Here is a 19,997-nt window from a genome sequence, read left to right on the forward strand (position 1 = left end):
ATCATAACAAGATTTTTGATGTGGTTTCCGATTCCGAAGTAAATTAGGGGGGAGATAAGTGGTTTTTATTTGAATTTAAAAACAAAAAAAACAGCTCCAAAAAGGAGCTGTTCTCACTCAAAAAATCGTTGTAAGGTTATCGAAGTCTGTCTACAGATTTTACGAGCCTCTCATCTTTTTTTGATGTAAATGTTTGCAATAAACAAACATACAATCGCAATCAATGGAAACATTGGCTCAATACCCTTCTCAGGAATCTGCATTCCTCCGGATAATTTTAGTAACCAGTAAATCAATATACCAACCAACAAAACGTTTATAATGATGCTGATGTTATTCAGCAAAATTTGTCTTTTTCTGTTTTTATAACTGAATACACTCAGTAAACCAACCAAAACAAGGATCACACAGGCAGCATCCAATACCGGTAAACCATCTGAAATAACCACATCCTGACCCGCAATGAACAGAAATACAGCAGCTAAAACTGCTAAAAATATCCATATGGTCTGTATTCTTTGTATCATTACAATTAAATTCCAGGCAAAAATAACATAAATTTTGCACAATTCAAAAATAAGTGTAGATTTGCATTATACAAATGTACTTGAAAACAAAAGTCACCCGACTTACTTTTCTTACTCACAATTAATTACATTTTTTACATTAAATATGTTTAACATTGAAACGTTAAGGTCAAAATCCGTAACGGAGCTGACTAAAATCTTAAAGGATTTGGGCGTTAAAGTTGCAAGAAACAGCACTGAAAATGACAAAATCTTTGCAATTCTTGACTTTCAGGCTTCGAATCCCAAAGTAGCGAAAGAATATTTCAACGCCACAGAAAGCAGTATAGATACCGGAGAGGAAACCGCAGAAAAAACGGTAAAGGCACCTTCAAGAAAAGCTGCTCCAAAGAAAACAGCAGCCAAACCGAAAACGGAAGTAAAAGCTCCGACAGAACAAAAACCAAAGGCTGAAGAAAAAATAGAAACAGAAGAGAAACCTTCTGAAGAACCAAAGCAGGAAGAAGTAAAACCTGAGCAGGCAACCACTACAGAAGAAACTTCATCAGCTGCGGCGAAGAAAAAAAGAAAAAGGGTAACTCCGGCGAATACGGCTCCTACAGAGATTCTGCAAGAAAAGCAGGATGCCCCTAAAAACACAGAAACTCAGGAATCTGCTCCAGCAGAAGAAAGGCCAAATATCCCTCAGAATCAGGCCAGACCTCAAAGAGGACAACACAGCAATCCGCAAAACAACGGAAATCAAAATAAAAATCAGCATCAGAATCAAAACCAAAATCAGAATAAGCAGCAACAGCAGCATTCTGAGAAAAATGATGACCATCAGGATCAGAAAAAAGAATTTTCTTTCGACGGAATGGTTAGCATTGAAGGAGTTTTAGAGATTTTACCTGATAATTATGGCTTTCTCCGTTCATCGGATTTCAGCTATATTTCTTCACCTGATGATGTATATGTTTCTACCGCTCAGATCAGAAATTTCAGTTTAAAAACCGGAGATACTGTAAAAGGTATCGTACGATTACCTAAAGAAGGAGAAAAATATTTTTCCTTATTAAGACCTACTGAGGTTAACGGACGTGACCTGGCGTTCATTAAAGACCGTGTTGCATTCGAATATCTTACACCGCTTTTCCCTGAGGAAAAATTCAATCTGGCAGGAAAAGGATCTACGATTTCCACAAGGGTTGTTGATCTGTTCGCGCCAATCGGGAAAGGACAGAGAGCAATGATTGTTGCCCAGCCAAAAACAGGTAAAACCATGTTGCTGAAAGACATCGCCAATTCTATTGCAGCCAATCATCCTGAAGTCTATATGATGGTGCTTTTGATCGACGAACGTCCTGAAGAAGTTACGGATATGGAAAGAAGCGTAAATGCTGAAGTAATCGCATCTACCTTTGATGAAGCGGCAGAGAAACACGTGAAAGTGGCCAATCTTGTTTTGGCAAAAGCCCAGAGAATGGTAGAATGCGGACATGATGTCGTGATTTTACTGGATTCTATTACAAGACTCGCAAGAGCATACAATACGGTAACACCGGCGTCAGGAAAAGTACTTTCCGGAGGGGTGGATGCCAATGCGCTTCACAAACCGAAAAGATTCTTCGGTGCTGCAAGAAAAATTGAAGGAGGTGGTTCTTTAACGATTATTGCAACAGCACTTATTGATACAGGTTCTAAAATGGACGAAGTGATTTTCGAAGAATTTAAAGGAACCGGGAATATGGAACTTCAGCTTGACAGAAAAATTGCCAACAGAAGAATTTATCCGGCTATTGATCTCGTGGCTTCAAGCACGCGTAGAGATGATTTGCTTCTTGATGAGGTTACTTCACAAAGGATGTGGATTTTAAGGAAATATCTTTCTGAAATGAATCCTATTGAAGCCATGGAATTTGTTGATAAAAATATCAAAGGAACCATCAATAATGAAGAATTCCTTATGTCAATGAATAAATAAATTGATTTAATTTGTTAAATAGAAAGCACGGATCGTTTGGTTCGTGCTTTTGCTTTTTTTACTAAAATGAATAATTGTCAAACTTCTTGTTTCAAAATTTAATTCATTCTAAGTCAATATATCAATGTTAAAGATTTATTAAAGTAATACCTGATTTTTGAATATCGTTTTATTTATGGTTAAATTTGGGTTAATAACAATTAAAAAATAAAAATATGTCATTTGAATTACCAAAACTAGGATATGCATACGACGCATTAGAGCCGACTATTGATGCAAAAACAATGGAAATCCACCATACAAAACATCACCAGGCTTATATCGATAATTTAAACAATGCTATTAAAGGAACCGATCTTGAAGGAAAAAGCATTGAAGAAATATGCCAGACCGGAACCGATAAGCCTGCGGTAAGAAATAATGGAGGTGGACATTTCAACCATACTCTGTTCTGGGAAATTCTTACACCTGGCGGAAGCAAAGAGCCTGTAGGAAATGTAAAAGCTGCTATTGAAACGTATGGAGGTTTTGAGAAATTTAAAACTGATTTCTCTGATGCTGCCAAAACAAGATTTGGGTCAGGATGGGCTTGGCTGGTAAAAAATGCTGATGGTTCTGTTGCTGTTACTTCTACTCCGAATCAGGATAACCCATTAATGCCTGTTGCAGATGTAAAAGGAACTCCTGTTTTAGGACTTGATGTTTGGGAGCATGCTTATTATTTAAATTATCAAAACAGAAGACCTGACTATGTTGCTGCATTTTTCGATGTGGTAAACTGGGATAAAGTTGAGGAATTATTTAACAAATAATTATAAGCTATTTATAAAAAGGAAAGGTTCAGCGCAGTGCTGAACCTTTTTAATATCTCGTGGTATCACTTTCCGAAAGCCCATTCATTCTCAAGCCGTATTTCCAGTTTACATAAGCAAAAACCTGATATAGTTTATACTCAAATTTTAATCCGTATTTTTCTTTAGGGTCATAATCGATGGACGATTCTATAACGTTTCTGTATCTTCCTGAAGAATAATACGAATTCCATTCGGAAACCAATAAAGTGTTTCTGCTCTTTAAGTAAGATTCGGAATACTGGCTGATCGGTTTTGCAACAGCATTCAGAAAATAATCGAATTGCGTGTCAATCACTGTAAGGTCCCATTCGCCATCTTCATTTTTTGAAGGCTTCATTTCTGATTTTTCTTTGTCATTTTTAGAATCAGTCTGCGCCAGACAGCTGAATGGTAAAAGTGCTACAAGTAAAAGGAATACTATATTTTTCATAAGATAAATTTACGCAAAAAACACTCAAAATCAACATTTTAATTAAGGTTCTTTCTGAAGAATCACGAATGCCGGAAAGTGGTCGCTGTATCCTCCTGTAAACTGGTCGCCATTCCATGATCTGAAAGGATAGCCTTTGTAATTTCCTTCTTTATTAACAAGATATGGCGGTGCAAAAATTTCTGTCTTATACACGGAATACTCTTTTGTCACCTGATCTGATAGTAAGTTTTTAGAAACAATGATCTGGTCAAATAAATTCGGGGCATCCTGATAAGCCAGCGAAGCAACTCCTTTTTTGTACAAAGGATACATCAAATTAAGGTAAGGTGTAGTTTCGCTTAAATCTTTCGGAGAAGGCTGTGCCTTTAAGTAATTTTTCAAGCTTGAACTGACCGGATCATCATTAAAATCACCCATTGCAAAAAGTTTTGTCGTAGGATCTGTTGCTCTTATACTGTCCATTTGTTGTTTCAATAATGCTGCTGCTGCGTTTCTTTTAGCAAGTGAGACCTCTTCTCCACCTCTTCTTGATGGCCAGTGATTCATGAAAAACGCCACTTTTTCATCATCAAGAAAACCTGTAACTACCAAAATATCTCTTGTGTACTCTCTTTTTCCCGAGTCATTAAAAATTTTCAGTTCTTTTTTTAATGAATTCACAGGAGTAAATCTTTTCTTCTGATAAATCAGGGCAACATCAATTCCCCTGTAATCATAAGAATTGTAATGAATAATTCCATAATCATATTTCCTTAAAGCAGGCTCTTTGATAAGATCTTCAATCACCTGCCTGTTTTCAACCTCAATCAGTCCGACGATGGCAGGAGCTGTTTTTGTATATTGAGCACCCATTTCTGAGATCACTTTTGCCTCGTTGGCGAGTTTTGTTTTGTAAATTTTGGTGTTGTAATTTTTTGAACTTTTCGGGGTAAAATCTTCTGAGCCGTTTTGGTATTTTATAACTTTTTTTACCGATCAGAGCATTATCACTCCAGACACCGTCATATTTTTCTGATTCTAAAAATTGAATGGAATCAAAAGGAATACTTCGATGGAATGCCGGGTCTGTAGGGTCTTTCGTTCCGTCTATATAATCTGCTGAACGAATCGTGTCCCAAAGATTTTCAACATTTAAAAAGCCTACTGTGGCGACTTTTCTTAGTTTTCCCTGTTGCTGTGAAAAGGTCATTATTGAAATAAGAATAGTAACTAAAATTGAAAATTTCTTCATTATCATTGTGTTATTTTTAATGTTATTTACAAACTTTATTATTTTATAAATTAATATTTAGATATATTTAATTTTAAGGGTTTTTATTTGTGTTTTATTTTGAATTACATCTAAATGTTTGCAATATTATAAAAAATTAATATCAAAATAGTGTGAATTGTAAAATTTTATTAAATTTGTCGCCCAAAGCTTTCAGACTTCTTAAACTAAACACGAAAAGTGATTAAAAATAAATACTATGATGAAAAAATTATCGTTGGTCTCTTTATTTACTTTACTTCCGGCTTCATACTATTTTGCGCAGACCATTGTTTCTGCGTATCTTAAAGATGTGGATGGAAAGCCTATAGAAAGGGCGGAAGTAGAGATCAAAGGAAGAGATAACGAGGTAACAGCAGACAAAATTGGATATTTCCAGTTTGTGGATGTGATGCCTGGACATTACCAGATTGTTATTACCAAACCGAATTACGAAACAAAAGTAATGGAGTTTGAAGTCGAAGACAATGAGAAGAAAAAAGATTTAGGAATTATTACACTCTTTCCTGAACCAACAGCCGCAGATCAGGGGTTAGTGATTATTGATAACAGCAGTAGCGATGATGAAGAAGGCAGCGGCCAGACTTCTACAGTTGGTTTATTGCAGTCGTCTCAGGATGTTTTTAGTAAAATTGCAAGCTTTGATCTGGGATTTTACGGGTTCCGTCCAAGAGGGGTCGATGGCAGAGCTTCGGAAAATATACTCAACGGTATTTCTATGGTGAAATCTGATAATGGGAATGTTGATTTTTCCAACTGGGGTGGTCTTAATGAAATTGTAAGATACCCGGAAACTTCTGCCAATCATTCTCCTTCTGAATATGTTTTTGGTGGTGTCAACGGAACTATTTATAAAAATACCAAATCGAGTGAATACAGAAAAGGTTTTCAGGTCAGTTATTCTGCTACCAACAGAAATTACCGCCAGAGACTCACCTTAAGATATACCTCCGGAATGAATAAGAATGGATGGGCCTTTACCATAATGGGTGCAAAAAGATGGGCAGAAGAAGGTATTCAGGAAGGAACATTTTATGACGGTTATGGAACTTATCTGGGAATTGAAAAAAAGATAAATGACAATCATACAATCACTTTCAATGCCTTTGCTTCGCCCTACAGAAGATCTGTCTCGAGTCCCAACACTCAGGAAGTTTATGATTACAGAGGAATTCATTACAATTCGTATTGGGGATGGCAGAATGGCGAAAAAAGAAATGAAAGGATAAGAAAAGGTTTTCAGCCAATATTTCAGTTGCAGGACTTCTGGAAAATTAATGGAAAATCTAATCTGTGGAGTTCCGTTTCGTATCAGTCCGGAAAAGATAAAGGATCGAGATTAGACTGGCAGAACGCACAGAATCCTTCTCCTACTTATAATAAAAAATTACCGGGCTATTATTTAAACAGTATTACGTATAGTCAGCTTCATAATAATACACCGGCAGACCAATACGAAATGTTGCAGCAGGGATATCTTACTGCTCATGAAAACTGGGTGAATAATAATCAGGATGTCACACAAATCAATTGGAATGCATTGTACACGGCAAACCGCAACAGTGCAGACAAAAGCGCAAGGTATTTTCTGGTGAATGATGTAAGCGATGATAAAATTTTGAATGCAGCAACACATTATACGTATAATGTAAATGATACATCAAGATTCTTTTTAAATATTTCTTATCAGAATTTTAAATCGGAAAATTACAGAGAAATCAATGATTTATTGGGTGCAGATTATGCTTTGAATATAGATCCGTATGCCGATTCCAATAAACGTGGTTCTTCAGGATTATATAATGTAAATGATCCCGAAACGCATAAACAGGTTGGAGATAAATTAAACTACGATTATATTGTAAGAAAGCAGGAAATCAAAATAAATCCGGGATTTAAATTTTCCAAAGGACATTTTGATATTTTTGTAAGTGGGCTGATCGCCTATTCAACATCCAACAGAGAAGGATTATTTCGAAATTATCTTTATCAAAACAATTCTTTCGGAAAAAGTAACGATTTTAATTATTTGAATGGAGGAATAAAAGGACAGCTCGTTTACAGACTGAACGGACGGAATTTCTTTGTTTATAATGGAGCTTATTTCTCGCAGGCTCCTTTTCTGGATGATATTTTCATCAATCCGAGAGCCAATAATTATTCCGTTCCGAATATTAAAAATGCTGTAATCAGTGCTAATGACATCAACTATGTTATTTCAACACCTTTTATAAAACTCAGAGCAACGGGCTATATCGTTGATGTGAAAAATGATACAAATGTTCAGCGTTTTTTTGCAGACGGATTGCAGATCAGTGTTTCAGATGGTACAAGTATTCAGGATAAAACGGCCAGTGCGTTTGTTACTCAGACAATGTCTAAAGTTGACAAAAGAAATATGGGTGTCGAGCTGGGAATTGATGTGAAAGTTTTGCCTGCACTTTCGCTGCAGGGTGCGGCGAGCTGGGGAGATTTCAGATATACAAATAATCCTGAGGTCTATATTTCATCAGATGTTATGGCTGCTCCTTACAGTGATCTGGGTACTGCATATATCAAAAATTTCAAAGTAGGAGGTACCGCACAGAAAGCTTTCTGTGCCGGATTTAGTTATAATTCTCCCAAATATTGGCGGTTCGGAGCCAGCTGGAATTACCTTGACGATAATAACCTTGATCCTTCTGCGATTCTCAGAACCGATGAATTTATTCAGAACAATAACAGCAATACTCCATTTGTAAATCTTGATGGTTCTAAAGTTGAGCATTACATAAAACAGGTTCAGTTTCCTTCGGCATTCTTCTTCAACGCGAACGTAGGAAAATCCTGGCTGTTCGGGAAGTATTATGTGTTGGTTTCAGGATCTGTAAATAATATTCTTGATAATAAAAGATACATAACAGGTGGTTTTGAGCAAATAAGGAGCGCAAATGGGGATGTGGATTTTGAAAATGATTTTAGCAGCAAGTATCCCAACTTTGCTCCAAAATACTGGTATCAGCAAGGGCGTTCTTATTTTATAAGCTTACAGGTCAGATTTTAAAATTTAAATAGAATATAAAAAAATGAATATAAAAAATTTCTTAAAAATTAGTTTGGGGATTACATTGTTAATAGCCCAGGTTTCATGTATCCACGATGAGAAATGGGATGCCCCGGAAATTGTATGTAACAATAAGTTTGATGCCCCTACCATGACGATGGCAGATGTTGTGGCATTGGCTCCTGCTACATCATCAAGTGTTTATACCGGGCAGATGTATAAAATTCCCGCTCAGGATGCACTTCATCCGGCAGTCATTTTCGATGGATATGTTGTCTCCTCTGATGCTAACGGAAATTTCTATAAAACCATTACGTTTCAGGATAAACCGGAAAATCCAACTGTTGGATTAACCGTGGGAATCAATAAATCTCTTAGCTACACTGACTTTCCAATCGGAGCTCATATAAGAATAAAGGCAAATGGAATGCTTATCGGGAAATCTTCAGGAGTGATTACATTAGGCGTTGAAGATCCCGACTATCCAATCGGAAGAATTCCTGAATCTATCATCGGGAGATATATTTCCGGTGTTTGCAACGGATCTGGTCTGGAGATTGTCAATATTGTACCCAGAGAAATTAACATTACTGATATTAATAACAGTAACAGTAGTTGGATCAGTACTTTAGTTAAAATTAAAAATGTTCAGTTCACGAAAACTGATATTGGTAAACCTATCGTGGGCGTTGATATTTCAGGTAATACTATTGATACCAACAGAAGTCTTGTAGATGCAAATGGAAATACAGCAATTATCCGTACTGATGCATTCTTTAAACCTTCTGCCTATCAGATTCCAAATGCAAACGGTGATATTACGTTTGTGATGAGCCGGTATAATGCTGCCTATCAGGGAGTAATTAGGGGAATCAATGATATTGATTTTAAAAATCCACGGTTTGCTGAAGGTATTATTGGGGGCACTAATATTACTTATTCAGGTTCTTTATCAGAAAATTTTGAAAGTTACGCCGCAGATAATGCATTATTCCCCAAGTATCTGAATTATGCATTTACCGGAAACAGATATTGGCAGGTAAAATCTTTCAGCAATAACAAATATATTCAAATGTCGGCCAATGGAGGAACTGCTAATACAACATATACGAACTATTTCCTTGTTCCGGTAGATTTTACGACGGCCAATACTTTATCTTTCAAAGTTAATGTCGGGTATTACAACGGTGAAGTGCTTAAAGTATATACAACAACGAATTATACTCAAGGAACGGAGATTACAACAGCCACCCTGAACGAAATCACCTCAAACTTCACGATTCCTTCACTTCCTACCAGCGGTTATGGAAACTTTGCATCATCAGGTACATACAATCTTCCCAATTCGCTTACGGGTAATGGTTTTATCGTATTTAAATATGAAGGAAACAGTTCAGGAATTACAACAACGGTACAGTTGGATGATATAATGATACAATAATGAACTTAAAAATATCTGTAAAAAGCTGTCACCAAAGACAGCTTTTTTTAATTGATAAAGAAAAAACCACCGCAATTGCGATGGCTGATATAATTTTATTTTACTCTAAAAAAGAAACCTCATTCACTTCTTTCCCCCGTTGAAAATTCATCGTTTTCTGCTTGCCTTTATAAGCAATATTCACGAGATTGATCTGCTTGGGAAAAGCACTCAGAAGAATGGTGTTTTTAATTCTTAAGGTACTGATATCTGAGACACCTCCTGTCTCAAAATATACCCATACTGTTTCTCCGCTTACCTGGCTTCCGGTGAATGTAAGTGTTTTTGGAGAGCCATTGACATACACATCAAAATTATTATTTACATATTTTTTTACTTCTGCTTCAAATCCTGCTGTATTAGGATTTATTTTAATAGCATCCGAAATATGGTTTGTATTCATTTTAGTGGTAAACTTCAATGTTTTACTTCCGTCAATATAATCCACCTTTGTCATTGAAGAGAAAAAGTCTACATACATGAAACTCATTAACACAAAAAGTGTTAACATTCCTGATATATAAAAATATTTTTTCATCTTAAATAATCGATTTACAATCATGATTGTTTATTAAGGGTGACAAATAATATGCCAATTAAAAATTCACATTTACAGAATATTTATCATAAAATGCTTTAATATGTGCTACTGCTTCATCAGCTGTATCTACCACACGGTAAAGATCGAGATCTTCTTCATGAATCATTTTTTCTTTGATTAAAGTTTCCTTAAACCAATCCAGTAATCCGCTCCAGAAATCGGAGCCCACCAGAACAATTGGGAATCTTCCTATTTTGTTGGTCTGGATCAGTGTGAGTGCCTCCGTAAATTCGTCCAACGTACCGAAACCTCCCGGCATTACAATAAAACCCTGAGAGTACTTCACAAACATCACTTTTCTTACAAAGAAATAATCAAAGTTCATGGAGTAAGATTTATTGATAAAAGGATTGAAATGCTGTTCAAAAGGCAGATCAATATTTAATCCTATTGATTTTCCCTGAGCATTGAAAGCACCTTTATTTCCGGCTTCCATAATTCCCGGACCTCCTCCGGTAATAATCCCGAATCCTAATTTCGTGATTTTTTCCGCGATTTCCACTGCCATTTTATAATACTTGCTCTGAGGCTTCAGTCTTGCAGACCCGAAAATTGAAACGCAAGGGCCGATTTTGGCAAGTTTTTCATAGCCGTCTACGAATTCAGCCATCACCTTAAACACCATCCAGCTGTCTTTGGTAATGGTCTCATCCCACGTTTTCTGTCGCAGGCTGTTCTGTAGTTTTGTTTCGTTGATATTAAGTTCAGGATTCACCAAACTTTCGTCTCTGCTTCCTTCAATTTCCATTGCAATTTATTTAAAATATTTTTCGGCTTCTTTTATAGATTCCGGTCTTCCTACATCTATCAAGATACTGTCGTGTACATATCCGTGTATTTTTTCTGTGTGCATCAGATCAAGATATTCTTCCATTACGGAAAACTTTCCTGTTCTTTTTATTTTTTCAAAAATGAGAGGATTTATGCAGTGAACACCACTGAAAGCTAAGGCTCTGAATCCTTTATTAAATTCTGCAAGTCTCTGTTCACCGGTCTGCACATTCAGCCAGCCCCTTAATACCAATTCATCATTGAAAAGCAGTTTTCTGGAACTTTCCCGATCTGAAACAGCTAATGTAGCGAAATCTTTTATCTTTTTGTGGTATTTTACAAAATCTGTGATATTGATATCGGTAAGAATATCGGCGTTCATGATCAGAAAATCTTCCCCATGATCGAGGAATTTTCTAGCAAAAATCAAGCCGCCACCCGTTTCCAGAAGCTCATCGGATTCGTCTGATATTTCTATTTTACATCCAAAATTATCATTTAGCTTTAAAAAATCAACTATTTGATTTCCAAAATGATGAATATTAATGACGAAATCATTTATCCCGAAATTTTTTAAATATCTGATGTTTCTTTCCAAAAGCGGAACATCATTTACTTTTGCCAATGCTTTGGGGTGATGATCGGTAAATGGTTTCAGCCGGGTTCCTTTTCCCGCCGCAAAAATAAGAGCTTTCATAGTCTATAATTGATAAGTGATGATTGATAATTTTCAAAGCGTTTAATAATCATTTATAAATTATCGCTTATCATTTATGAATTAAGTTGATGCTGCTCATCATGATGAAGGCTGATCTCCACTTTATCACCATATTTCTCCTCAATGAAATGAGCGATTTTTATTGCAGAATATACCGATCTGTGCTGTCCGCCCGTACATCCGAAATTGATCTGAAGATTTTCAAAACCTCTTTCCAGGTAATTGTCGATATTAATAGAGATCAGGCTTTTGATAAGCTCTAAAAATTTAGGCATATCGGTTTTTGTTTCCAGATATTCCTGAACACCGATGTCGTTTCCGGTCTGAATTTTATATTCTTCCACTCTTCCGGGATTCAGGATGCCGCGGCAGTCGAATGTAAATCCGCCTCCGTTTCCTGTTGTGTCCTTAGGAATTCCTCCCTTCTTGTACGAAAAACTGTGTATGTCGATGTGTAGCATTTTATTTATATTTTATTAAACCATTAACTTCTTAAACAAAATCTTAATGGTTCAAAATTTCCTCAATTTTCAAATTCGTACTATCCATATTCAATTGTTCAATTACTCTTTTAAGCTCGGGATAATGTTTCATATCATCCCAAGTTTCAGCGAATTCTGTGATGTTTTTGATTCCCTGCTCCAGACTTGCCATAAAATGCGGCTTTCTCTGAATCAGGCCCCTGAAACCATAAGCTCCCAAAACCTGCAGGAATCTCATCATCTGAAGCGGCTTTACCGATTGTCTTAGTTGAAGTTTTTTTTCATCATTATCAAACTGTTGAATGTAATATTCCAGCATTTCATGTTTAAAATCTTCCGGGAAATTGGCTTTAGCCTGAAAAAGAAAAGAAATTACGTCATACATCAAAGGGCCTTTTATCGCAGATTGGTAATCAATGAATGAAACCGAACCTTTTTCATCAACCATAATATTCCTTGACTGAAAATCCCGTATCATCAAACCTTTGGGCTGAAGATTTTCAATGAGTGTGGCGATCTTTTTAAACTCTTTCAGTAGGGAAGATTTATGATATTCCAGCTCGAGAATATCTGCCACGAAATTTTTAAAATAATAAAGATCATGAATCACCGGAAGCTCATCATAAGCTTCATATTCAAAAGTATTTTCAAAATCAATCTTGTTTTGGGTAAGAACCTGAAGCTGATAAAGCTTTTCTAACGTCTGCTTTACTAAAGTTTTTACATTTCCCGACAGCCCCTCTGCAGCAATAAAATCAGAAAGTGTATGCTCTCCCAGGAACTCCTGAATGTACATTCTCCGGTCTTCTGAAACGGCAAAGATCTTTGGTGTGCTGAGCTTTAGCTCTGAAAATACCTGTGAATAATATAAAAAACTTTCGTTTTCCCGGATATTTTCGTTGTAAGTGACGATATATTTTTCATCTCCGGCGATGGCCAGAAAATTCACCCTCGCAGAACCGCTTTGAGCTAAAGTGATAAACTCAGAAGATTTTTTTCCTGTATTGTTTTCAAAAAATCGTTTAGCGTTTTCAGAATTCATAGATGAAACAAATATAGTAAATTACGGTCTAATTTCTATCTTTGTAATATGTTAAAGGATTTTAAACCGGTTTTGAGTATTTTGCTGCGCTTCATTATTGTATATGTCGTGCTGCTTTTATCATATCAATTTTATTTAAATAGTTTTGCGCAGCTAGGGTTAGATCCGTTTTCTCGTTGTATTGCGGAAAAGGTAAAGGATCTTCAGAATTTTATGGGATATCCTACAAGTCTTTATAATGATATAAAAGGACAACAGATATATTTCAAGGTAAAAAATATTTACGCTACCAGAATGGTGGAAGGGTGTAATGCGATATCCGTGATGATCCTCTTTGCTTCTTTTGTTTTTGCTTTTTATAAAGGTAAAAAAACATTCATTTTTGTATTTTCGGGTCTCTTTTTATTATATGTGATGAATGTTTTTAGAATTGTTGGGCTCAATATCGTGATGACTGATTACGAGCAATACGGCAAAATGGCTCATGATTTTATCTTTCCGGCCGTTATTTACGGAACGGTAGTAGTACTTTGGTTAATATGGATTAAATTCTTTGCTTTAAAAAAATGAAAATTCTCAACTGGTTGCTCGTCATTGCAGGAATTTCAGGTCTTATCGGTGTAAGAGTTCTGGAAGACCATATTTTCTATGATCCCTTTCTCCATTACTTTCATGAAGCCGACAAGAATATGGCTTTTCCCGAATTCGAGTGGGGAGAATTGATTGTAAATTATCTTTTCAGGTTTATTGTAAATCTTTTCTTTTCCTGTGTGGTGATTCATTTTTGGTTTAAAAATAGAAAATGGACGGCTCAGGGTGCTGTTTTAATGCTGATCATTTTCGGCATCACCTTTCCGATTTACGTTTACTGTATCTACACTCAGTTTGAGGTCGGATACCTCTTTTCTTTCTATATGAGAAGGTTTGTGATACAGCCACTGATTCTTTTGCTTATTATCCCGATGTTTTATTACCGTCGATATACGTCTGAGAATGATATTTAGACGTTTAAGACCCATTCCTATACGTTTAAGATATACAATTATCTGTGTTAGACGTATTTGGTTTATTATAAAACGTAGACTGATGTATTTAAGACGTGTCTTTATATATGTTACACGTCAACGGATATATCTAAGACGTATAGCGAGGGATCTGCAACGCCAATCGACCTGTTTATAACCCCAACCATTTAAAAAAATAATATTATGATGAATAGAACATATCTTCGGAAAAGCAGTCATCCGCATCCTCATATAGGACAATTGGTAAAGAAGGTGATGCGGGATAAAAAGCTCAGCCAGGCTGAAGTGGCAAGACGGATGACGATCAGTCCTTCTTCTCTCGCCAATTATTTCAAACAGCCTTCGCTGCAGTTCGGGATTCTCTGGAATCTGGGAATTGCCATGGAGTATGATTTTCTCACCGAGATTACCGATTATTATCCACAAGATTTGCACCTCAATCCTGAATCTAAGATTATCAAAGAGCTGGATGAAAAAAACAAGCTGATTGCTGACCTTCAAAAAGAAATAGGCATTTATAAAAGAGCCTTGGGAATTAAAGAATAAAATTGCTATACTTTATTCTGCGGTGTGTTTATCCACGCAGGTTACATTCTCGGGTGTCCAGGTTATTCTTTTTACAAAATCATTTTCCCGTACGGGGCAGTCGGCGATCTGGCAGATAGAGCAGGAGATTGGTCTGCAGTCGTCCATATGAAAATTAAACTCTATGGTTCTATCAATGTTGTTAACAAGAAGAATGATCATCTTTTCCATTTCATTATGGGCATCACGGAGACTGTAATACCATGGAAGTGTAATATGAGCGTCGATATGAAGATGCGCCCCAAACTGCTGGATCTTCATGTTGTGAACATCGATCCATTCTGTGCGGCGGTTTTCTTCCAACACTCTGATGATCTGATTTAAAAGTTCGGGGTCCTGCTCATCCATAATTCCGCTTAAAGATTTTCGGACGATTTTGTATCCCACCACAATAATATATCCCCCAAATCCTAAGGCAACAACAGAATCCAGCCAGTAAATTTTAGTAAAATACACCACAATCAAACTGACAACAACACCGAGTGTTGTAAAAGTATCGGATTGAAGATGTTTCCCCGATGATATCAATACTAAAGAATTTTCTGCTTTACCTTTTTTAATGGAGATATACCCTAAAAGATAATTGATAATGGCAGTTGCGGCAATAATCCAGATCCCGAGATCGAGTTTGTTTAAAACTTTCCCGATAATCAGGCTGTGGACTCCTTCGTACATGATCATGAGTCCGGCAATGGCAATTAAGGCGCCTTCGATTCCGGAGGTTACGAATTCCACTTTTCCATGTCCGTACGGATGATCTTCGTCTCTGGGTTTGGCCGCAAGATATAGCGAATACAATCCCATAAATGCGCTGATGACATTGACGATACTTTCCATAGCATCGGAAAATACAGCATCCGAATTTGTGAGTTTCCAGGCAACGATTTTTCCGATAAAGAGAATAATTCCAAATGCAGCAATAAGCTTTTGAAAGGCTAATTTATCTGTATTATTATTTTTCTGAATGTTCATAGGTTTGATAAAAAAAAGAATCTCAATTCTGAGACTCTTTTGTATTTTGTTAGTTTAAACTAAGTTGTTGGCTGCAAGATATTCTGCGATCTGTACTGCGTTGGTTGCGGCTCCCTTTCGCAGGTTGTCTGCCACAATCCAGAGATTCAGGGTCTTGGGCTGTGAAAGATCCCGTCTTATCCTTCCGACGAAAACTTCGTCTTTACCTTCGGAATACAGCGGCATAGGATATTCGTTGTTTTTAACGTTATCCATCACCACGACTCCGGGAGTTTCAGATAAGATCTTTCTTACTTCGTCAAGATCGAATTCGTTTTCAAACTCGATGTTTACACTTTCCGAGTGACCACCCTGAACAGGAACTCTCACCGCAGTTGCTGTAAGGTTAAATGTGTCGTCCCCTAAAATTTTCTTAGGTTCTTTCATCAGTTTAATCTCTTCTTTAGTATAATCGTCATCTGCAAAAACATCACAGTGAGGAAGTGCATTCTTAAAGATCTGATAAGGATAAACTTTTGCGATAGTCTCATCTCCTGTAATTTCGGAATTCAGCTGATCTACGGCAGCTTTTCCGGTACCTGTAACGGATTGATAAGTAGAGACAATTACTCTTTTCAGATCGTATTTCTTATTTAAAGGCCCTAAAACCATTACCAGCTGAATTGTGGAACAATTCGGGTTGGCGATGATCTTATCTTCTTTTGTCAGCACATGGGCATTAATTTCCGGAACGACCAGTTTTTTATCAGGATCCATTCTCCATGCGGAAGAATTGTCGATCACGGTAGTGCCGGCTTCTGCAAACAGGGGAGCAAACTCCAGTGAAGTGGCCCCTCCGGCTGAGAAAATGGCAATATCAGGTTTGGCAGCTATAGCGTCTTTCATGCTTACAATCGTAAATTCTTCCTGTTTATACTTCACCTTCTTACCAACAGATTTTTCGGATGCTACCGGGATTAATTCTGTGACAGGGAAGTTTCTCTCCTCGAGAACTTTAAGCATAACTTGTCCAACCATTCCTGTTGAACCTACTACAGCTACTTTCATTGATTTAATTAAAAATTGTTTACGTTAATATATTTATGCCCCGAAGACTCTTGCCCAAGGGAACGCGAATGCGAATAAACCTGCTGCGATCAATCCCATAATCACAACGCCTAAAGAAATGGTAGGGTTGGTTTTTACTTTTTTGTTGATAATCGTCATTAAAACGGCAGCGATCAGCATAGAAAAAGGATGTTCTACATACTGGAATCTTGAATATGAGTCACTCATTAAAGTTCCTGAATCCAATGCAGCTTTAAAGCCTGGTGAGAAGATCAGTAACAAGCATATTCCTACTAAGAACTGAACATGAAAGAAAATCATTGTGAAGAGTGTGGTCTTCTTAAGGAACTTGTTTACTTTACCACTAAAGCCAAACATGACGGTTAAAAGAGCAATAATAAATAATGCCACTAAAACCAATTCCAAATACCCAAATCCTTTGTGGGCACTAAGAAAAATTTTGTAAAAATCCATAATTCTATTTTTTCTTTTCTAGGACACAAATATAACAAAAATCCCGGCGAAAAGCCGGGATTGATATGTATAAAATCTAATGTTTATTAGAAGTTGAAAGATAATGTTGTAGACCAAGTTCTTCCGAATCCGAAGAATACTCTGTTTGCATCAGCAAGACCCTTGTAAGTTCTTCCCGCTTCCTCATAAGTTTTTCCTTTGTCTGGATCGCTATTTGATGTGATCTTATCAGTTGCCTTAATATTTGTAGCACCATCTTGAATATAAGTTGTATCAAGCAGGTTATAAACATTAACACCAACGGTGAAATACTGATTTTGGTTCTTCAAAGGAATCTTATAAGATGCACCAACATTAAATAAATTAAAATTAGGTAACTCGAGAGCTTCATTGCCAGGACTTAGGAAATCAGCAACGTTAAGTGTTGAGTAAATTTTTCCTGTATATTGCCAAGTTCCATATACTTTTAGGAATTTAACCGGAGTAACTGTTGTTCCTAAAGATGCAGTCATTTGAGGAATACTATTATTACTGCTACCACCAACTTTCACCTTATCTAAATATAAAGTTGAAGTATTATTTCCGTTAATTGCAACCGGAGTATTGTCATCTAAGAAATTAGAGCCTGTTGCATTTCCTTTATATTGATAATCTCCCCAAGAAAACATTCCGTTAAATTCTACGAATTGGTTTAATCTATAGTTTGCTTCGAGTTCTACTCCTTGGTGAAGTTGAGTAATTCCGCTAACCTCTGAATAACCTGTGTTGCCATTTCCGTCGATATTTGCGATATTACCTCTTCTATAGAATCTGTCTTTCCATTCAGTTCTATATAAATTTACCTTTGCGTTAAAATCACCAGTTTTGAAACCATATCCTAATTCAACTGAAAAGATTTTTTCATTTGTCAAGTTAGGATTAACTACCTGCTGATTGCTTGGATATACAGCACTCATTAAAGGTTGTTTACTGTAATAACCAATGTTAGCAAATACGTTATTGTTACTATCTAAATTGTAGTTGGCCCCTCCTTTAATATTAAAACCAAAAAGATTTTTAAATCCTGTCTTTCTGTCAATAGTTTGTCCTTGCTGAGTTGATCCAGGAAGTACAAAGTCATCAATTCTTTGGTATCCTTGGTTAGAAACGGATCCTTGTACAAAGGCAGAAAGTTGTTCATTAGAATATTCTATCTGTCCAAAGCCGCTATACCAAAGCACTTCACCATCATTACTGAATGAAAGTCTTTCATCCATTGGTGCAGTAGAGCCTCCGAAAGGGTTCCAAGTAAGTTTTTTATAGTCGTATTCTCTTGTAACAAGTCTGTTAGGAGCGTTTTTGTTCGCGTTATCTTTATATCCTGAAGCTCCATAGAGATCTGAAAGCACCTGATAATGATAACCATAGTAATATCTGTCATCAGTACCTACTGAGAAGTTCCAGTTTTCATTAATTTTATGTTGGAAGTTCATTAAGATACCATACCAGTTGTGCGAATTAACACTCGCTGATCGTATTAAAGTACTATTAGCAGGAGCTGTTACAGGATTTATAGCAGCATTACCCGCGAATATTTGGTCATAATTGTAATGGCCCATGTTATCGTAGAATGTACTCATTCCTTTTCCTGCAATTCCACCTAAGTTTCTTGCTCCACCTCCACGTCCATTAGACATGTAGGCTACAGTACTTAATGTAGATTTATCACTTATTGTCCAATCCCAGTTCAACATCATTACTGGCTTGGCATAGTAATTCATTGCATTTGCAACAGCTACCTTATTTCCGTTTGAATCAGTATAGTATCCAAAATCTGAGTTATATTGTCTGTAAGGAGTATTATCGTGATCCGGGTTGAACTTTATATAATTTCCAATTGTTGGAGCGTAAGATCTCTGATCATGCCATTGTGGAGAAGACGTTATCATAAACTGTAAATTATGCTTCTCATTTGGCTGATAACCTAAAGCAAAGAAATAGGTATATGATTCGTAATCTGTATTTTCAACGTATGTGCCACCAGCTTGTCTTGACATTAAGAATGAAGTTGCCCATCCATTTTGTGATTTACCCGTATTATAGGCAAATGAAGTTTTTAAATAATCATCATTACCAATTCCCAATCTCACCACTCCGCCTTTCTTCATGTCTGCAGAACGAGTAAGGAAGTTTAGTGTACCTCCTACAGATGCGATTGCCAATTTCGAAGATCCGAGACCTCTTTGTACTTGCATTGTGCTGGTAACATCAGAGAGACCTGTCCAGTTAGAGAAATAAACTGTTCCACTCTCCATGTCATTTACAGGCATACCGTTAACCATTACTGCGATATTCTTACTTTCGAAACCTCGTATTGAAAGCTGGGAGTCTCCAAAACCTCCTCCACCTTTTGTAGCGTAAACCGATGGTGTCGTATTTAGTAATTCAACAAGTTCCTGGTTACCTTGTCTTTCAAGAATCTGTGCAGCTTTAATGGTAGATACTGCAACCGGCGTCTTTCTATCTTTAGCGATATCCGTAACACCTCTTAGAATTACCTCTTCAATGTCTTTGGATTTTGCTGCAGTGTCCTTAACCTCTTGAGCGTAATAAACACTAGCCGTAGATAGCGTGATCGCTACAGTTAGTATTGATTTGTTGATTAATTTCATAATCGTTAGTAATAGTTAGATTTAATTTTCTGCAAAATTGGTAAAATAAATTTTAACTA

General features: G+C 36.6%; 17 protein-coding genes and 2 pseudogenes. 7 read left to right on the forward strand and 12 right to left on the reverse strand.

Features of this window, described 5'->3' with window-relative positions; genetic code table 11:
• Positions 1 to 136: 136 nt before the first annotated feature.
• Positions 137 to 527: pseudogene (locus AAHI02_RS14285) on the reverse strand (DUF4293 family protein).
• Between the two features lie 145 nt (positions 528 to 672).
• On the opposite strand from AAHI02_RS14285, the gene rho reads away from it, so the two are divergent.
• Positions 673 to 2,490, forward strand: coding sequence for a transcription termination factor Rho (rho, locus tag AAHI02_RS14290; protein WP_346983816.1), 1,818 nt, complete (start codon positions 673 to 675; stop codon positions 2,488 to 2,490).
• A 215-nt stretch (positions 2,491 to 2,705) separates the two neighbouring features.
• Positions 2,706 to 3,302: a superoxide dismutase gene (locus AAHI02_RS14295; protein ID WP_346983817.1), complete on the forward strand. Its 597-nt coding sequence runs from the start codon at positions 2,706 to 2,708 to the stop codon at positions 3,300 to 3,302.
• Positions 3,303 to 3,351: 49 nt separating this feature from the next.
• Here AAHI02_RS14295 and AAHI02_RS14300 read toward each other — a convergent pair whose 3' ends face one another.
• The gene (locus AAHI02_RS14300) at positions 3,352 to 3,774 is read right to left on the reverse strand and encodes a DUF6146 family protein (RefSeq protein WP_346983818.1); all 423 of its coding nucleotides are present in this window, start codon (positions 3,772 to 3,774) and stop codon (positions 3,352 to 3,354) included.
• Between the two features lie 42 nt (positions 3,775 to 3,816).
• Positions 3,817 to 5,008 (reverse strand): annotated as a pseudogene (locus tag AAHI02_RS14305) (endonuclease).
• A 238-nt stretch (positions 5,009 to 5,246) separates the two neighbouring features.
• Between AAHI02_RS14305 and AAHI02_RS14310 the strand changes: the two are divergent.
• Positions 5,247 to 8,090, forward strand: a complete 2,844-nt coding sequence (locus AAHI02_RS14310; RefSeq protein ID WP_346983819.1) for a carboxypeptidase-like regulatory domain-containing protein — start codon at positions 5,247 to 5,249, stop codon at positions 8,088 to 8,090.
• A 22-nt stretch (positions 8,091 to 8,112) separates the two neighbouring features.
• Entirely contained in the window at positions 8,113 to 9,531 is a 1,419-nt protein-coding gene (locus AAHI02_RS14315; RefSeq protein ID WP_346983820.1) for a DUF5689 domain-containing protein, read from the forward strand.
• 100 nt (positions 9,532 to 9,631) lie between these two features.
• On the opposite strand, the gene AAHI02_RS14320 is transcribed toward AAHI02_RS14315, so the two are convergent.
• The 5 genes from AAHI02_RS14320 to AAHI02_RS14340 all read right to left on the reverse strand — a co-directional run bounded on the left by AAHI02_RS14320 (position 9,632) and on the right by AAHI02_RS14340 (position 13,184).
• The gene (locus AAHI02_RS14320) at positions 9,632 to 10,108 is read right to left on the reverse strand and encodes a DUF6702 family protein (RefSeq protein ID WP_346983821.1); all 477 of its coding nucleotides are present in this window, start codon (positions 10,106 to 10,108) and stop codon (positions 9,632 to 9,634) included.
• 58 nt (positions 10,109 to 10,166) lie between these two features.
• Positions 10,167 to 10,919 (reverse strand): TIGR00730 family Rossman fold protein, encoded by a 753-nt coding sequence (locus AAHI02_RS14325; protein ID WP_346983822.1) that lies wholly within the window; start codon positions 10,917 to 10,919, stop codon positions 10,167 to 10,169.
• A gap of 6 nt (positions 10,920 to 10,925) precedes the next feature.
• Positions 10,926 to 11,639: a nucleotidyltransferase family protein gene (locus tag AAHI02_RS14330; RefSeq protein WP_346983823.1), complete on the reverse strand. Its 714-nt coding sequence runs from the start codon at positions 11,637 to 11,639 to the stop codon at positions 10,926 to 10,928.
• Between the two features lie 74 nt (positions 11,640 to 11,713).
• Entirely contained in the window at positions 11,714 to 12,121 is a 408-nt protein-coding gene (locus AAHI02_RS14335) for an RNase adapter RapZ (RefSeq protein ID WP_346983824.1), read from the reverse strand.
• A gap of 43 nt (positions 12,122 to 12,164) precedes the next feature.
• A complete protein-coding gene (locus AAHI02_RS14340) occupies positions 12,165 to 13,184 on the reverse strand; it encodes a phosphotransferase (protein ID WP_346983825.1) in 1,020 nt (339 codons plus the stop codon).
• Positions 13,185 to 13,232: 48 nt separating this feature from the next.
• Here AAHI02_RS14340 and xrtF point away from each other — a divergent pair, with 48 nt between their 5' ends.
• The 3 genes from xrtF to AAHI02_RS14355 all read left to right on the forward strand — a co-directional run bounded on the left by xrtF (position 13,233) and on the right by AAHI02_RS14355 (position 14,755).
• A complete protein-coding gene (gene xrtF, locus AAHI02_RS14345) occupies positions 13,233 to 13,754 on the forward strand; it encodes an exosortase family protein XrtF (protein WP_346983826.1) in 522 nt (173 codons plus the stop codon).
• Positions 13,751 to 14,188, forward strand: a complete 438-nt coding sequence (locus AAHI02_RS14350; RefSeq protein ID WP_346983827.1) for an exosortase F system-associated protein — start codon at positions 13,751 to 13,753, stop codon at positions 14,186 to 14,188. The genes xrtF and AAHI02_RS14350 overlap by 4 nt, the downstream gene beginning before the upstream one ends.
• Before the next feature lie 204 nt (positions 14,189 to 14,392).
• Positions 14,393 to 14,755, forward strand: a complete 363-nt coding sequence (locus AAHI02_RS14355) for a helix-turn-helix transcriptional regulator (RefSeq protein WP_346983828.1) — start codon at positions 14,393 to 14,395, stop codon at positions 14,753 to 14,755.
• A 12-nt stretch (positions 14,756 to 14,767) separates the two neighbouring features.
• Here AAHI02_RS14355 and AAHI02_RS14360 read toward each other — a convergent pair whose 3' ends face one another.
• From AAHI02_RS14360 to AAHI02_RS14375, 4 genes are all read right to left on the reverse strand, one after another.
• Positions 14,768 to 15,766, reverse strand: coding sequence for a cation diffusion facilitator family transporter (locus AAHI02_RS14360; protein WP_346983829.1), 999 nt, complete (start codon positions 15,764 to 15,766; stop codon positions 14,768 to 14,770).
• 54 nt (positions 15,767 to 15,820) lie between these two features.
• Positions 15,821 to 16,813: an aspartate-semialdehyde dehydrogenase gene (locus AAHI02_RS14365; protein ID WP_346983830.1), complete on the reverse strand. Its 993-nt coding sequence runs from the start codon at positions 16,811 to 16,813 to the stop codon at positions 15,821 to 15,823.
• Positions 16,814 to 16,846: 33 nt separating this feature from the next.
• Positions 16,847 to 17,287 carry a hypothetical protein gene (locus AAHI02_RS14370; RefSeq protein WP_042720158.1) on the reverse strand — a complete coding sequence of 147 codons (441 nt, stop codon included), beginning with the start codon at positions 17,285 to 17,287 and terminating at the stop codon, positions 16,847 to 16,849.
• Positions 17,288 to 17,373: 86 nt separating this feature from the next.
• Complete coding sequence (locus AAHI02_RS14375; protein ID WP_346983831.1) at positions 17,374 to 19,938, reverse strand: TonB-dependent receptor; 2,565 nt, start codon at positions 19,936 to 19,938, stop codon at positions 17,374 to 17,376.
• Positions 19,939 to 19,997: the final 59 nt, after the last annotated feature.

Origin of the sequence: Chryseobacterium sp. POE27 (assembly GCF_039727685.1) — a bacterium.
GTDB lineage: Bacteria > Bacteroidota > Bacteroidia > Flavobacteriales > Weeksellaceae > Chryseobacterium.